This window comes from Cryobacterium sp. (assembly GCF_025463825.1).
In the GTDB taxonomy this organism is placed as follows: Bacteria; Actinomycetota; Actinomycetes; order Actinomycetales; family Microbacteriaceae; genus Cryobacterium.
The window spans coordinates 16831-31811 of record NZ_JAODBG010000011.1 but is presented as its reverse complement, the minus strand read 5'-3'; the positions used below and the strand labels follow the sequence as shown (position 1 = coordinate 31811).

Annotated in this window: 14 protein-coding genes; 8 read left to right on the top strand and 6 right to left on the bottom strand. The window is 70.7% G+C overall.

Going from position 1 to position 14981, the window contains the following annotated elements; translation table 11 throughout:
• Nucleotides 1-6: 6 nt before the first annotated feature.
• Together JWP54_RS01110 and JWP54_RS01105 are read right to left on the bottom strand one after the other, a co-directional pair.
• A complete protein-coding gene (locus tag JWP54_RS01110; protein ID WP_297366341.1) occupies nucleotides 7-1113 on the bottom strand; it encodes a Gfo/Idh/MocA family oxidoreductase in 1107 nt (368 codons plus the stop codon).
• Nucleotides 1110-1913, bottom strand: a complete 804-nt coding sequence (locus JWP54_RS01105) for a sugar phosphate isomerase/epimerase (protein WP_297366340.1) — start codon at nucleotides 1911-1913, stop codon at nucleotides 1110-1112. Before JWP54_RS01105 ends, JWP54_RS01110 begins: the two co-directional genes overlap by 4 nt.
• Before the next feature lie 254 nt (nucleotides 1914-2167).
• Between JWP54_RS01105 and JWP54_RS01100 the strand changes: the two genes are divergently transcribed.
• From JWP54_RS01100 to JWP54_RS01090, 3 genes are all read left to right on the top strand, one after another.
• Nucleotides 2168-3517: a hemolysin family protein gene (locus JWP54_RS01100; protein ID WP_297366339.1), complete on the top strand. Its 1350-nt coding sequence runs from the start codon at nucleotides 2168-2170 to the stop codon at nucleotides 3515-3517.
• Entirely contained in the window at nucleotides 3510-4547 is a 1038-nt protein-coding gene (locus JWP54_RS01095) for a hemolysin family protein (RefSeq protein WP_297366338.1), read from the top strand. The genes JWP54_RS01100 and JWP54_RS01095 overlap by 8 nt, the downstream gene beginning before the upstream one ends.
• A gap of 158 nt (nucleotides 4548-4705) precedes the next feature.
• Nucleotides 4706-5080: a DUF1622 domain-containing protein gene (locus JWP54_RS01090; RefSeq protein ID WP_297366337.1), complete on the top strand. Its 375-nt coding sequence runs from the start codon at nucleotides 4706-4708 to the stop codon at nucleotides 5078-5080.
• A gap of 42 nt (nucleotides 5081-5122) precedes the next feature.
• On the opposite strand, the gene JWP54_RS01085 is transcribed toward JWP54_RS01090, so the two are convergent.
• The 4 genes from JWP54_RS01085 to JWP54_RS01070 form a co-directional block, all read right to left on the bottom strand.
• Nucleotides 5123-6235, bottom strand: coding sequence for a class I SAM-dependent methyltransferase (locus JWP54_RS01085; RefSeq protein ID WP_297366336.1), 1113 nt, complete (start codon nucleotides 6233-6235; stop codon nucleotides 5123-5125).
• A gap of 164 nt (nucleotides 6236-6399) precedes the next feature.
• Complete coding sequence (locus tag JWP54_RS01080) at nucleotides 6400-7392, bottom strand: LLM class F420-dependent oxidoreductase (RefSeq protein ID WP_297366335.1); 993 nt, start codon at nucleotides 7390-7392, stop codon at nucleotides 6400-6402.
• A 19-nt stretch (nucleotides 7393-7411) separates the two neighbouring features.
• Complete coding sequence (locus tag JWP54_RS01075; RefSeq protein WP_297366334.1) at nucleotides 7412-7783, bottom strand: VOC family protein; 372 nt, start codon at nucleotides 7781-7783, stop codon at nucleotides 7412-7414.
• 76 nt (nucleotides 7784-7859) lie between these two features.
• Nucleotides 7860-8447, bottom strand: a complete 588-nt coding sequence (locus JWP54_RS01070) for a signal peptidase II (protein WP_297366333.1) — start codon at nucleotides 8445-8447, stop codon at nucleotides 7860-7862.
• A 244-nt stretch (nucleotides 8448-8691) separates the two neighbouring features.
• Between JWP54_RS01070 and JWP54_RS01065 the strand changes: the two genes are divergently transcribed.
• From JWP54_RS01065 to JWP54_RS01045, 5 genes are all read left to right on the top strand, one after another.
• Nucleotides 8692-9744 (top strand): diacylglycerol kinase family protein, encoded by a 1053-nt coding sequence (locus tag JWP54_RS01065; RefSeq protein WP_297366332.1) that lies wholly within the window; start codon nucleotides 8692-8694, stop codon nucleotides 9742-9744.
• An 8-nt stretch (nucleotides 9745-9752) separates the two neighbouring features.
• Complete coding sequence (locus tag JWP54_RS01060) at nucleotides 9753-10574, top strand: alpha/beta hydrolase (protein ID WP_297366331.1); 822 nt, start codon at nucleotides 9753-9755, stop codon at nucleotides 10572-10574.
• Nucleotides 10571-11302, top strand: coding sequence for an alpha/beta hydrolase (locus JWP54_RS01055; protein WP_297366330.1), 732 nt, complete (start codon nucleotides 10571-10573; stop codon nucleotides 11300-11302). The genes JWP54_RS01060 and JWP54_RS01055 overlap by 4 nt, the downstream gene beginning before the upstream one ends.
• Nucleotides 11303-11480: 178 nt before the next feature.
• Nucleotides 11481-14129, top strand: a complete 2649-nt coding sequence (locus tag JWP54_RS01050) for a DUF4062 domain-containing protein (RefSeq protein ID WP_297366329.1) — start codon at nucleotides 11481-11483, stop codon at nucleotides 14127-14129.
• Nucleotides 14126-14980: a hypothetical protein gene (locus JWP54_RS01045; protein WP_297366328.1), complete on the top strand. Its 855-nt coding sequence runs from the start codon at nucleotides 14126-14128 to the stop codon at nucleotides 14978-14980. Before JWP54_RS01050 ends, JWP54_RS01045 begins: the two co-directional genes overlap by 4 nt.
• The last annotated feature ends 1 nt before the right edge of the window (nucleotide 14981 follow it).

Genomic DNA, 14981 nt, shown 5'->3' with positions numbered 1-14981 from the left:
CCTGCGCTAGAGGGTCGCCGTAGCGGGGTCCCAGTCTTCGGCGAGCGGGGTGGGCTTGGCCACGCTCGAGGCCACGTCCACCGTTGTGCCACTCTCGGCGGCGTCCGAGATCGCCAGCAGCACGTCGAGCACGTGGGCGGCGACCGCGCCGCTGGCGCGCTCGGGAACCCCGGCCCGGATCGAGCGGGCCAGGTCGAGCACCCCGGAACCACGGCCGTAGGTGGACCCGACCGCGGGAATCGTGGTCGGCTCCTCCTGACCGAACCGCCAGAGCGTGGACTCGCCCTCGAAGGTGTTCGGGTCCGGCAGCACGAGAGTGCCCTCGGTGCCGCTGATTTCCACAAAGCCCATCCGCGGCAGCGCATTCTGGAAACTGAAGGTGGACTGGGCGGACGCTCCGCCCTCGAACGCGATGACCGCGGCGTGGTGGGTGGGCACCTCGACCGGAAACTCGACGCCCACGCGGGGGCCGCTGCCGATGGTGCGGATGGCGCTGGATTTCGACGACACCGCGCCGACCCGGCTGGCCGCGCCGAAGGCGTGCACGAGGGTGGTGATGTAGTACGGCCCCATGTCGAAGAGCGGTCCGGCGCCGAGCGCGAAGAGGAACTCCGGGTTCGGGTGCCAGGCATCCGGGCCGGGCACGTGGAACATCGTGGTCGCCGTCAGCGGCTCGCCGATGTCACCGCGCGCGATGGCGCGCATGGCCGTCTGGATGCCCGCGCCCAGCACGGTGTCCGGCGCGCACGCGACCCGGAGGCCAGCGGCGCTCGCCGAGGTGAGCAGCGCCGCACCGGACTCGTGGTCCAGGGCAAGCGGCTTCTCGCTCCAGACGTGCTTGCCGGCGGCGATGATCCGCTCACCCACCTCCGTGTGCACGGCGGGGATGGTGAGATTCACGACGATCTCGATGTCGTCCCTGGCCAGCAGCTCGTCGACGGTGCCGTGGCCGGGCACCCCGTAAGCCTTGGCCTGCGCCTGGGCGCGCTCGAGGTCGAGGTCCGCGACGAAGAGTACGTCGAGGTCGGCGAAGGCGGTCATGTTCTCGAGGTAGGTGCCACTGATCACGCCGGCGCCGATGACGCCGACGCCGACACGTCCGGTGCGGGTCACTTGTCGTTCTCCGCGAGCCAGGCGAACGAGGCCGCGATGCCCTCGAAGACATCCCCCGCGTAACCGTCGAACTCGACCACGCGCAGGGCGTGCGGTGCGGCCGCGAGGATCGCGGCGACGCCGACGTCTCCGCTGCCGGCCGGCAGCTGGCTGGTGAAGGCGGTGGCGAGCGCCTCCGGCACCTTCAGGGCGCTCTCGCTGCTGGGCAGCGCGGTGGCGATGTCGCCCCGGACCGGGCCGTCCTTGACGTGCAGGAACTGTACGCGGTCGCCGAGGCGGCGCAGCAGTTCGGGGGTGTCGGCGCCACCGACCGTGGACCAGTAGGTGTCGAGCTCGAGGGCCACGTCGGGCGAGAGCCGCTCGACGAACAGCTCGTAGATGCTGCGCCCGTCGACCTGGTTCGCGAACTCCCACTGGTGGTTGTGGTAGCCGAACCGCAGCCCGACCTCCGCCGCGGCGACCTGGAGCTCATTCACCCGGTCCGCGATCCGGGCGGCGTCATCGATGCTCTGCCAACGGTCGCTCGGGATGAACGGATCGATGACGGTGCCGATGCCGAGCGTGGCTGCGGCGTCGAAGGCACGGGAAGGGTCGTCGGAGTCGATGACGGGCGCGTGCCCGGACGGCGCCGTGACACCGGATGCGGCGAAGGCCTTGGCGAATTCGTCGGCGCGCTCGACGAACGCGTAGGGCTCGACCTTGGTGAATCCGATCTCGGCGACGCGGGCGATGGCGCCCTGCAGGTCGGCGGAGACGGCATCCCTCACGGTGTAGAGCTGGACGGAGGGTGTGCTGGACATACTTGCTCCTTTGGAAGTGATGGTGGGCAGGTTTTATCTGCAGGGACAAACCTAACGTCGCAAGGTTTTGAAAGACAAGCCCTTGTCGCCGTGATGTCCCCACATTTCACGGCGAGGTGGCCCGCGGGTGCCCGCCTGCCTGTGCGTTTGTACAGAAAACTTCTGTAGGCTCGTCCCACTATGGATGACCCTCCCACGCATAAACCCATGCTCCCTGCCCGCCCCGAACGCTTCCGGGCGCAGGGAGCCACCTCGTGAACGAATGGGTCATGGTGGGCCTCGGGCTCATCCTCACCTTCGGAACCGGCGTGTTCGTCGCCGCCGAGTTCGCCCTCGTCACCCTCGACCGGAATGACCTCGAGGCACGGCGGGATCGCGGCGAGAAACGCCTCGGCCCCACCATCAAGGCGCTGCGGATCACCTCCACGCACCTCTCCAGCGCCCAGCTGGGCATCACGCTGACGACCCTGCTCACCGGGTACACCTTCGAGCCGGCCATCAGTTCGCTGTTGCGCGGGCCGCTGCTCGGCCTCGGCGTGGCCGACGGCCTCGTGTCGGTGCTCGGCACCGTGATCGGCATCGCGCTGGCCACCCTGTTCTCCATGGTGATCGGCGAACTGGTGCCCAAGAACTTCGCGCTGGCCGTGCCGCTGGCCACCGCCAAGTTCGTCGTGCCCATGCAGGCGGCGTTCACGATGATCTTCAAGCCCGTGATCCTGCTGTTCAACAACACCGCGAACGCGCTCATCCGCCTGGTCGGCATCGAGCCCAAGGAAGAGCTTTCCGGCGCCCGCAGCGCCGAGGAACTCGGCTTCCTCGTGCGCCGGTCGGCGCTGGAGGGTTTGCTGGACGCCGACCACGCGGAGATGTTGAACCGCACCCTGCGCTTCTCCGACCACTCGGCGGCCGACGTGATGACCCCGCGCGTGCAGATGGCGTCGGTGCACGCCGACGACACCGCCGAGGGTATCGTGGCCCTGGCCAGCGCCAACGGGTACTCCCGGTTCCCGGTGATCGGCCGGGACACCGACGACATCCTTGGCGTGCTGCACGTGAAGCAGGCCTTCGCCGTGGCCCTCGGCCGCCGGGCCCTGGTGCGCGCCGACGAGCTGATGCTGCCCGCGCTGCGGGTGCCCGAATCGATGGGCGTGGACCGGCTGCTGGGCACCCTGCGCCAGGAGGGCCTGCAGATCGCCGTCGTCTCCGATGAGTACGGCGGCACGGCCGGTATCGTCACGCTCGAGGACCTCGTGGAGGAACTCGTCGGCGAACTCGAGGACGAGCACGACCGGGCCAAGCCGGGCATCGTGCGCACCGGCCGGTCCGTCGTGTTCGACGGATCCCTGCGCCCCGACGAGCTTGTCGAGCGGGCCGGTGTGACCGTGCCGGACGACGGTGACTACGAGACCGTCGCCGGCTACGTGACCGACCGGCTCAACCGCATCCCCGAGGTGGGCGACACCGTGGGCATCGCCGCCGGCACCCTGCGGATCGAGCGGATGGACGGTGCGCGCGTGTCGCGCATCCGCCTCACCCCCACCGAGACCGGGGCCGATCTCGACCCGGTTGTCGCCGTTCTGGAAGGGAGGTCGACCCATGAGTGAGTACCTGCCCGGGCTGCTCTGGCTCGGAGTGCTGCTGGCCGTGAACGCCTTCTTCGTCGGCGCCGAATTCGCCGTGATCTCGGCCCGCCGCTCGCAGATCGAACCGCTGGCCGCGCAGGGCAACAAGGCCGCCAAGACCACCCTGTGGGCCATGGAACACGCCACCCTGATGCTGGCGACGTCGCAGCTGGGCATCACCGTGTGCTCGCTGGTGATCCTCAACGTGTCGGAGCCGGCCATCCACCACCTGCTCGAGATCCCGCTGGGGCTCACCGACCTGTCGCCGGCCGCCATCAGCGGCATCGCGTTCGCGGTGGCGCTGGCGCTCGTGACCTTCTTGCACGTGGTGCTGGGCGAGATGGTGCCCAAGAACATCTCGTTCTCGGTGCCCGACCGGGCGGCACTGATCCTGGCACCGCCGCTGGTGTTCGTGGCACGGGTGTTCAGGCCGGTGATCGTCAGCCTCAACTGGCTGGCGAACGGCGTGCTGCGGCTGTTCCGGGTGACACCCAAGGACGAGGCGACCAGCGCGTTCACCCTCGACGAGGTCGCCGGCATCGTGCGGCAGTCCACCCGGGAGGGCATGCTGCTGGATGCCTCCGGCACGCTCTCGGCGGCATTCGAGTTCACCACCAAGCGGGTCCTTGACGTGGAGGTGCCGCTGGCGGGCATCGTGTCCCTGCCGCTGGACGCCGCCCCGGCCGACCTGCAGCGGGCCGTGGCCGAGCACGGGTTCTCCCGGTACATCCTCACCGCCGGCGGGGAGCCGGCCGGCTACCTGCACCTCAAGGACGTCATGGACCTCACCGGACCGGAGGTCTTCGGGCAGCCGGTGCCCGTCAAGCGGGTGCGGAAGCTCGCGACGGTGCTGCGCGACAGCGACCTCGAGGATGCCCTCGCGGCGATGCGCCGCACCGGCTCACACGTGGCGTGCTCGTTCGACGCGCACGGCGTTGCCACCGGGGTGCTGTTCCTCGAGGACATCATCGAGGAGCTCGTCGGTGAGGTGGAGGACGTGACCAGCGCTTGACCCTTCTGACGTACGGGGTGTGATGTAAAGGCGGAGAATCTCCGGGCCCGCGGTGCTGGCTGGCTGCTCAGGCGGCGTGTCCCCAGATTCTCCGCCTTTAGTGCGCTCTCAGGCTGGGAGTAACCTTTCCGCTAGGACTGCAGCGGGAGCGGGGTCAGATGACGTTCGAAGAAGTGGTCGAAGCGGCCGTTCGGGTGGTCGAGGTGGTCGGTGCGGCCATCATGGTGTTCGGCGGGCTGGCCGCCCTGGCCGGCGGCATTCCGCGGGCGCTCGACCCGGCCACCCGGGATTCGGCCTACGAGCGGATGCGCCGGAACCTCGGCCGGGCCATCCTGCTCGGCCTGGAGGTACTGATCGTGGCCGACATCATCCGCACCATCGTGGTGGAACCCACGGTGGAGAGTGTGCTGGTCCTCGGCGCGATCGTGATCATCCGGGTGCTGCTGAGTTTCTCCCTCGAGGTGGAGATGGACGGCGTCTGGCCGTGGGCGCGCTGGCGCACCACGGGCAAGGCCGCGGCGCCCCCTTCGTGACGCGCCCCCCTTCGTGACGCGCCCCCTTCGTGACTCGGCGGATCAGGCCCGGCGCAGCCGCCAGAGCGAGGTGACCTCGGCCGAGCGGGCCGCGTGCAGCGGGTCGGTGGCGTCGGCGACCTTGCGGTGGGTGGGGCGGATGTCCAGGCGTGCGACCACCGTGAGGCCCGCGTCGTCGATGAGGTCCAGCAGCTCCCCGCGGGAGCGGAGCCCGAGCAGTTCGGCCAGGTTGGACAGGATCAGCCAGCCCTCGCCATCCGCGCTCAGGTGCTCGGCCAGCCCGGTCAGGAAGCCGCGCAGCATGCGGCTCTCAGGGTCGTAGACGGCGAAGTCGGTGCCGACAGCGGCGGACGCGGGCAACCACGGCGGGTTGCACACCACGAGGTCGGCCCGTCCGGCGGGGAACAGGTCGGCCTGGACCAGCTGGACCTGGCCGGCGAAGCCCAGGCGCTGCAGGTTGTCGGCGGCGCAGGTCAGCGCGCGCGGTTCCATATCGGTGGCCACCACGCGACCGACGCCGCGCTGGGCGAGGAGGGCCGCGATCACGCCGGTGCCGGTACCGATGTCGAATGCCACGGCGGGCGCGGCCAGGGGGGCGGTGGCGACGAGGTCAAGGTACTCGCCGCGCACCGGCGAGAAGACGCCGTAGTGCGGGTGGATGCGGCCGCCCAGCGCGGGGATCGGCACCCCGTTGGTGCGCCACTCGTGCGCGCCGATCACGCCGAGCAGTTCGCGGAGCGACGTGACCGACGGTTGGTCGATGGGACCGTAGGCCTCGGTGCAGGCCTGCCGCACGTCGGGGGCGCGGCGCAGCGTGAGGGTGTAGCCGGGGTCGAGGGGCACGAGCAGCAGGCCGAGGAGGCGGGCGCGGCGGAGGGCCTCGGCGCGGTGCGCCTCGAACGCGGCCTTGAGGTCGGTTGCGGGGGTGCGGCGGTGCCGGTCGACCCGGCGGGCCATGGCCTTCAGCAGCTGCCGGGCGTTGTGGAAGTCGCCCGCCCAGAGCATGCCGGTGCCGGACTTCGCCAGCCGGTAGGCGGCATCCGCGGTGAGGGTGTCGTCGACGACCACGACCCGGCGCGGCACGGGCCAGCCACCCTCGGAGTGCCAGCGGGCGGTGTGCGCGGTCTCGCCGACGTGCCACGTGATCTCTGACACGGTGTCCGCTCTCGTGACACGACACGGGTGATTTCGGGTGCCCGGGTTCGTGCACCCGGGACTGTCGGCCGGGACCCGCAGGGCATGGCATCCGCGACCTGTTCGATTATCGCATCCGCCGCACCGGCGAACCCGACGTGCCCCGGTGCAGACGAGTTGGGAGGCTAGAGCAGCGCCGGCAGAACCTCGCGCTCGAACAGTTCCAGGCCGGAGCGGTCGTACGCCGCCTCGGGGAAGTAGTGGATGGCGTAGCCCAGGCCGCGCGCCTTCATGCCGTTCAGCCGCTCCACGACCTGCTCGGGGGTGCCGACGCCCTGCGCGTGGCCGCTGCGGTACTCGGCCATGAATGTGGTGGCCTCGTCCGCACCGAGGTACGGCGTCACGCGGGCTTCGATGGCGTCGAGGCGCTCGGCGACCTCGGCCTCGTCGCGGCCGATCACGGTGTTGTAGTTGGCCGAGCGCACGATGGCGTCGAAGTCGGTGCCGACCGCGGCGCAGTGCTCGCGCAGCAGATCGCTCTTGTGGCTGAAGCCCTCCGGGGAGCCGTCGAAGTTGGTGTAGTTCGCGTACTGCGCGGCGATCCGCAGCGTCACCTTCTCGCCGCCGCCGGCGATCCAGATCGGGATGCCGCCCTCCTGCAACGGCAGCGGCCGCACGATGGCGCCGTCCACCTGGTAGTGCTCGCCGTTCAGGGTGGCGGATCCCGTCGTCCAGGCCTGCTGCATGATCTGCACGCCCTCGTCGAGGCGGGCCAGCCGCTCACCGGCGCGCGGGAAACCGTAACCGTAGGCGCGCCACTCGTGTTCGTACCAGCCGGCGCCGATGCCCATCTCGACCCGGCCGCCGGAGATGATGTCGATCGTGGCCGCAACCTTGGCCAGGTAGGCCGGGTTGCGATAGCTCATGCAGGTGCACATCTGGCCCAGCCGCACCCGGCTGGTGGTGGCGGCGAAGGCGCTCATCAGGGTCCACGCTTCGTGGGTGGCTTCCTCGCTCGGCACCGGAACGGTGTGGAAGTGGTCGTACACCCAGATCGATTCCCAGGCGCCGGCATCCGCGTGCGCGGCGAGGCCGCTCATCCCAGCCCACTGCTCGGCGGGGTCGATGCCGACGAGGTCGTGACGCCAGCCCTGGGGAATGAAGAGTCCGAATCGCATGGCCCCAGCCTAGGGGCGCTCAGCCGGGGATGACCGCGAAGAGCGAGTGGATGTTGCCCTCCGGGTCGGCGAAGAAGTCGGTGAGGTGGCCCCACTCGCGCTCAGCGGGGTGCGCGACGACTGTGGCTCCACGCCGGACGAGCTCGGCGAAGCGCACGCGCACCTGGTCGGGGCTGCCGCACTCGAAATTCAGCTCCACCGCCTGCCCGCGGCGTTTCGCCCGGTACGACGGATGGTGCTGGGTGTGGGCGCTCATGCCGGAGCGGCGGAAAATGGCCAGCCGCACCCCGGTGCCGCTCAGGGCGACGTAGTCTTCCTCCCGCACCGCCACCTCGAAACCGAGGGCGTGCTCGTAGAACGCCGCCATGCCCGCCACGTCGTCGGCGAGCATCGTCACACCTTCGAAAACGATCCCGGTCCTCTCCAGAAGCTACCAGTGCCACCGAGCATCGGGCGGCAGCCCCGCTTCAGGAGGGAGTGTCGTCGTTCTTCTCGGGCGCGCGCTCGTCCTCATGGGCGGCAACCTCCGGGGGAACGGGCCGCAGGTGCACGCCCATCACAGTGAGCACGGCGAGCATGACGGCGCCGGTGAAGATTGCGATGTCGGCCACGTTGCCGATGAACAGGTTGCCGTAACCGATGAAGTCGACCACGTGGCCGCGGGCGAAGCCGGGCTCGCGGAAGAGCCGGTCGCCCAGGTGCGTGGTGGCGCCGCCGAGCAGCAGGCCGAGCGCGATCATCCAGCCGCGGGACTCCACCCGCCAGGTGAGTACGGTGATCCACACCACGGCGGCCGCGGCAAGCACCGCGAAGATCCAGGTGAAGTTCGCGCCGATGGAGAACGCGGCGCCCGGGTTGTAGACCAGCACGAAGCGGATGAGGTCGCCGATCACCGGGATCACCTTGCCGTTATCGAGCTCGGCCACGGCCCACCACTTGGATGCCTGGTCGACGAGGATCACGACGAGGGCGATGGCGAAGGCGGGCCAGGCCAACCGGGAGGCCCGCCGGGAACGGGTCGGCGTCAGCGGTGGGGTCTGGGCGGCAGGAGTCACCCGACAATCATCTCAGCGATTGCGCGGCCCGGTCGCCGGGCGGCCCGATGTCCGCTCCGACCCTGCCGGCTACCCGCCGTGGCCGTGAATACCGCGCGCCAACGGCAACCCGCGGCGCGGCGCGGCACAACTGTCCGGTTCCCTGGCGGCTGATCCGTGTAGCGTGGTTGCACCCGTACGCTGCCGGACGCAGCGGGATTTGCCCGAGCGGGAACATCCGCTCGCCTGCCTGAGGAGACCGCGCATGTCGACACCGACCGACGTACCCACCGAAGACACCACCACGGGCGCCACGGATGCCGCCGCCGAAACCACTCCGCAGCCGGCAGCCGACACGGGCACCGCCGGGATCGCGGCCGTCGTCTACAACCCGATCAAGGTGGATCTCGACGCCATCAAGCGCGTGGTGGCCACCGCGGAGGCCGAGGCCGGCTGGGGCGAGACGCTGTGGTTCGAGACCTCGAAGGAAGACCCGGGCCAGGGCGTCGCGCAAGCCGCGATCGACGCCGGCGCCACCGTGGTGATCGCGGCGGGCGGCGACGGCACAGTGCGCGCCGTGGCCGAAGTGGTGCACGGCAGCGACGCGGCGCTCGCCCTGCTGCCGTCGGGCACCGGGAACCTGCTGGCCCGCAACCTCGACCTCAGCCTGGACAACCTGGAGCACTCGATCTCGACCGCGTTCACCGGAACCGAGCGCACGGTCGACATCGGGCGGATCGAGATCCGGCACGATGACGACACCGTCAGCAAGCACGCCTTCCTGGTGATGGCAGGCCTCGGCCTGGACGCCAAGATGCTCGCCAGCACCAACGACGAACTCAAGGCCAAGATCGGCTGGCTCGCCTACGTGGGTGCGATCATCACGGCCCTCAAGGACCGCAACCAGCTGCGCCTGCGGTACAGCCTCGACGGCGGCCCCACCAAGTCGGTGCGTGCGCACACCGTGATCGTGGGCAACACCGGCACCCTCACCGCCAATGTGCTGCTGCTGCCGGAGGCCGTCATCGACGATGGCCAGTTCGAGATGCTGATGCTGCGCCCGGAGGGCTTCGTGCACTGGGTGCAGATCATCGTGAAGGTGTTCTGGGAGAACGGCGTGCTGCGCCGCACCCCGCTGGGCCGGCGCATGATGACCAAGGAGGTCGAGGCCCTCAACTACGTCAAGGGCCGCGAAATCACGGCGAAACTCAGCCGCCCCGAGGAGATCGAACTCGACGGCGACGGCTTCGGCACCGCGACCGCGTTCAAGGCCCGGGTGCTGCCCGGCGGCCTGCGCGTGCGGGTTCCGCAGGAGTAGCGCGAATCATGCGTGAGGTGGCGCTGACCCGCACCGGGGCTTCAGCGAACGTGCTGTCCACGGTCGGGGATCCGATCGGACCGGTTTTCGTGCTGGTGCACGGCATCGGCATGTCACACCGGTATCTCGCCTCGCTGCATCGGGACCTGGCGCGGTCCGGCACCGTGCACTCGGTGGACCTGCCGGGCTTCGGGCGGTCGCCGAAGCCGGCGGATGGCGTCAGCATCGAGCAATACGCGGACTACCTCGGCGAACTGATCCCGCTGCTCAGCGCGCGGCCGGCTGTGCTCGTCGGGCACTCGATGGGCGCGCAGTTCGTGGTGGAGACAGCCGCACGGTACCCGGAGCTGGTGTCGCACCTCGCTCTCATCGGGGCCGTGACCGACCCGGCCAGGGCTACCGTCCTGCGCCAGGCGCTGGACCTCGCGCGGGACACCCTCAAGGAGCCACTCAGCGGCAACCTGACCGTCTTCACCGACTACATCCGCTGCGGCCCACGCTGGTACCTGGCCACGCTGCGCCCGATGCTCGCCTACCGCACCGACCTGCGGCTGAAGCAGGTGGATGCCCCGACCCTGGTCATCCGGGGGGAGCGCGACCCGGTCTCCCGCCATGGTTGGGCTGCCTACCTGGCCGCTCGGCCCCGGGATGGTCGGCTGTTGGAGTTGCCCGGCCGGCACCTCGTGCAGCTCACCTCGACCGTGGCGACGGCCGAAGGCATCCGGGAGCACGTCGGCGTGTCAGCGCTGATAGCGGCCGCCCCGGCGGCGCCCGCTGCCCGGCTGTTCCCGAAGGGCGCGGCGTCCCCGGGCAAACCGGCCCGCCCGTGAGCGCAGGCCAGGGCGATCGTCCCGCCGACCGGCCAGCCGCGCGGCGTTCGTTCCGCAGCCGACTGCGGGACCTGGGTTCCTGGGTGCTCGACTACGTCTACGCGATACGCGCCCAGGGCCGCGGCGCGATGTCCCGCACCCACCCCGACGATTTCGCGACCGGCGACCGGGCACCGGTGCTGATCATCCCGGGCATTTACGAGAGCTGGCACTTCATGCGGCCGGTGATCGACGTGCTGCACGAGCGCGGGCATCCCGTGCACGTTGTGACCCTCCTGCAGCGCAACCGGCGGCCGGTGGTGGAGTCCGCCGCCATCGTGGCGGACTACCTCGAGAACAGGGACTTGCGCGACGTGGTGATCGTCGCGCACAGCAAGGGCGGCCTGATCGGCAAGTACCTGATGACGCAGCTGGATCCCGATGGCCGGGTGCGGCGGCTGATCGCCATCAGCACCCCGTTCTCCGGGTCGCGGTACGCCCGGTACCTGCTGGTTCCCAGCCTCCGCGCTTTCGCGGGCAGTAACCCGCACCTGGCCGCGCTGGCCGCCGACCTGCGCCTGAACAACCGGGTCGTGTCGATCTTCGGCCGCTTCGACCCGCACATACCGGAGGGCAGCGTGCTGCCCGGCGCCGAGAACGTGCTCATCGACACCGGCGGTCACTTCCGGATCCTGAGCCACCCCGAGACGCACCGGCAGGTGCTCGCCGCCGCGGCCCAGCAGGCGTAGACCTCGCGAAAGCGGTCACGATGCTGCGTCACCGGGGCGGAAGCCGCCACTGGACCGCTTTCGCGAGACGTTGGACGGTGCGGGAGCGCGCGAATCCGGGTACTTTCGGCGTAGAGTCCCAGCCGCCCGCGCGCGGACGGCCGCTTCATCCCTGACCGTTTCGTGAGCAGGAGCCCCCATGACCGGGCTGTCATCGGCTATCCGCACCCCCGACCAGAAGCTGCGCGTGTTCATCAGCTCGACGCTGAGGGAACTGGCCGCTGAGCGCAAGAGCGCCCGGACCGCGGTGGAACGGCTGCACCTGGCCCCGGTGATGTTCGAGCTCGGCGCCCGGCCGCATCCGCCGCGGGACCTCTACCGGGCCTATCTGGAGCAGAGCAACATCTTCGTGGGCATCTACGGCGACCGGTACGGCTGGGTGGCGCCGGGCGAGAGCGTCTCCGGGTTGGAGGACGAGTTCACCCTGTCCGGGGCGCTGCCCAAACTGATCTACATCCGCGAGACGGAGGGGGAGCGCGAACCCCGGTTGACCGAACTGCTCGACCGAATCCGCACCGACGACACCGCCTCGTTCAAGTATTTCCCCGACGCGGATGCGCTCACCGGGCTGCTCGAAGCGGACCTCGCCATCCTGCTGGCCGAGCGGTTCGCCGCCAGCGCCGCCGCCGCGCCCGCCCCGGCGGCCCCGGCCGACGAGGCGCTGAGCACCTTTCCGTCGCCGGTCACCGAGCTGATCGGGCGGTCGAGGGAGGTTGCCGGCCTCAAGCGCACCCTGGCCCGGGAGGCCGTGCGCCTGGTGACGGTGACCGGGCCCGGCGGGATGGGCAAGACCCGGCTGGCGATCGATGTGGGCGAGGACCTGGCGCTGGAGTACCCGGACGGTGTGTACTTCGTGGACCTCGCCCCGGTGCAGGACCCGGCGAACGTGGCCACCGCGATCGCGCAGACCCTCGGGGTGCGCAACACCGGCGACGGCCCGGTGGAGGACAAGCTCGTCATCGCCCTGCGCAACCGCCGGGTGCTGCTGGTGCTGGACAACTTCGAGCAGGTGCTGCCCGCCGGCTCCGTGGTGACCCGGCTGCTGGCCGCCCTGCCCGGCCTGAACGTGCTCGTCACCAGCCGGGCACTGCTACGGGTCAACGGTGAGCACAACTGCGAGCTCGGCCCGCTCGCCCAACCGCACACCAACGGCGACGACCGGCCCGGGTCGGTGCCTCTCACCGCGGCGCGGCGCTCGCCGGCGGTGACCCTGTTCGTGGAGCGGTCCCGGGCGGTGCGGCCCGATTTCGAGTTGACCGCCGCGAACGTGGAGGCGGTAGTGCGGATCTGCGCCGCGCTCGACGGTGTGCCGCTGGCGCTGGAGCTCGCGGCCGCGCGCATCCGGCTGCTCTCACCCGACCTGATGCTCGCCCGGCTGGATCGCCGCCTGCCGCTGCTCTCCGGCGGCATGACCGACCTGCCTGCCCGGCAACAGACCCTCCGCCGCACCATCGAATGGAGCACCCAGCTGCTCGGCGACGAGGAACACCGGCTGCTCGCCCGGCTGGGAGTTTTCGTGGGCGGGTTCACCCTTGAAGCGGTGGAGAGCATCTGCGCGGGCGACGGCCCCGACGTGCTGAGCATGCTCGGTGTGCTCGTGGACAGCAGCCTGGTGCGGCAGGAGGAACGGCCCCGGCAGACCTACTTCACGATGCTCGCGACCGTGCGCGAGTACGCGCTCGAGCAGCTGGAGGCTTCCGGCACCCTCGACGACCTGCGCCGGGCGCACGCCGCGCACTACCTGCGGGTCGCCGCCAACGCCGACCGGCTGCTGGACGGGGAACAACAGGTCGAATGGATGTCCAGGCTCGTCGACGACCGTGAGAACCTGCGTGCGGCGGAACGGTTCTACCTCGACACGGGGGACTGGGAGAGTGCGACGGTGTTCGCCTGGTCGCTGTACCTGTACTGGTGGATCGGCGGGCACCTGGGCGAGGTGCGCGGCTGGATGGAGGAAGTCTTGGCGGCGGATGCCCCGCTGTCGCCGGCCGCGCGAGCCCGGGCGCTGTACTTCACCGGCGCCATCCGGTTCTGGCAGGACCCGGTGGACGGGATCACCCAGACCCTCACCGAGAGCGCCGAGCTGTTCGCACAGGAGGGCCTGCCGCGCGCGCAGGCGCTGACGCTGGTGTCGGTGGCCCTGGCCGCGCTGGAGCGCGGCGACGCCGGGGAGGCCGAGTCCGTGCTGGAGACCAGCGTGCACCTGTTCCGGGGGGCCGACGACCGGTGGGGGGAGGCGATGGCGCTCGTGTCGCTGGGGCTGGCGGCCGTCCTGCAGCAGAAGCTGACGAGTGCCCTCAACCGGTTCGAGGAGAGCCTGGCGCTGACGCTGCGCCAGAAGGACAAGCTCGGCGCCGCGATCGCACTGCACCACTGCGGCTGGGCGCACCTGCTCCTGGGTGATGTGCCGGCGGCCACCGCGCAGTTCGAGGATGCCCTGGTGCTGTCGCGGGACCTGGGCCACGACGAGGGCGTCGCGTACGGGCTGGAGGCGATGACCGCCGTCGCCGCGCAGGCCGGCGACGTGCTGCGGGCCGGTCGCCTGTTCGGTGCGTCGCAGTCGGTGCGGGAGCAGAGCGGCCTGCACAACGCCCCGTCGATCTCGTTCCACCGCGCCTGGGTCGGCCCGTTGCAGGGCGGGCCGCTCGGGGCCCAATTCGCCACGGGTGTGGGGGAGGGCCGGCACTTGGGGGTGCGCGCCGCGGTGGCATACGCGTTGCCGCCGGTGAAGGGCGGTGCCGTGGACCTGTTCGGTGAGGGGCTGAGCGCATCCGGAGACACCGAGTGACCCGGTCGGCGACGGTGCCCCGGCAGGGCTCCGACAGGCTGCACGGGTTCGCCCGCTGGGTCGGCGTGCTGTTGCTGCCGTTCCTCGCGGTGGCGGTGGTGCTGCTGTACGGCTTCCCCACCCGCACCGATGTGCTGTTCGCCTGGACCATCGCGCCGCCGCTCACCGCCCTGTTCCTGGCCTGCGCCTACATCGGCGGCATCTGGTTCTTCGCCCGGGTGGCACGGGAGACCCGGTGGCACCGGGTGCATCGCGGGTTCAATGCCGTTCTGGTGTTCGCGGTGCTGCTGGGCCTGGCCACCCTCCTGCACTGGGACCGGTTCCACCACGGCACGGTCATCCTCGCCGTCTGGGCGACGCTGTACGCCACAACGCCGTTCGTCTCGGCCGCGGTGCTCGGGATGCACCGGGGCCTGGATGACGGCCGGCCGGAGGAACGGGACTACCTGCTGCCCGGCGCGGTGCGGGCGGTGTCGGTGATCGTGGGGCTGGCGGCGCTTGCCGCGGGACTGACGCTGTTCCTCTTCCCCGGGCAGTTCGGCCCGTGGTGGGCGTGGGAGCTCACCCCGCTGACCGCCCGGGTGGTGGGCGCGGTGCTCACCCTGCCCGGCATGGTCAACCTGTGGATGATCCGCGACGCCCGGTGGAGCGCGTTCCGGCAGCTGTTCCAGGCGCAGATCCTCAGCCTCGTCTTCATCCTCCTGGCCCTGCTGCTGGGCCGGGACGCCCTGACCGGGCCGAGCGCCGTTCCCGTGGTGGCGGGGCTGTGCGTGTCCTTCGTGGCCTACGTCACCCTCTACGTCTCCTGCGAGCGCCGCCGCCGCGCCTCTGCGCCCCCGCCGCCCCCGTGAC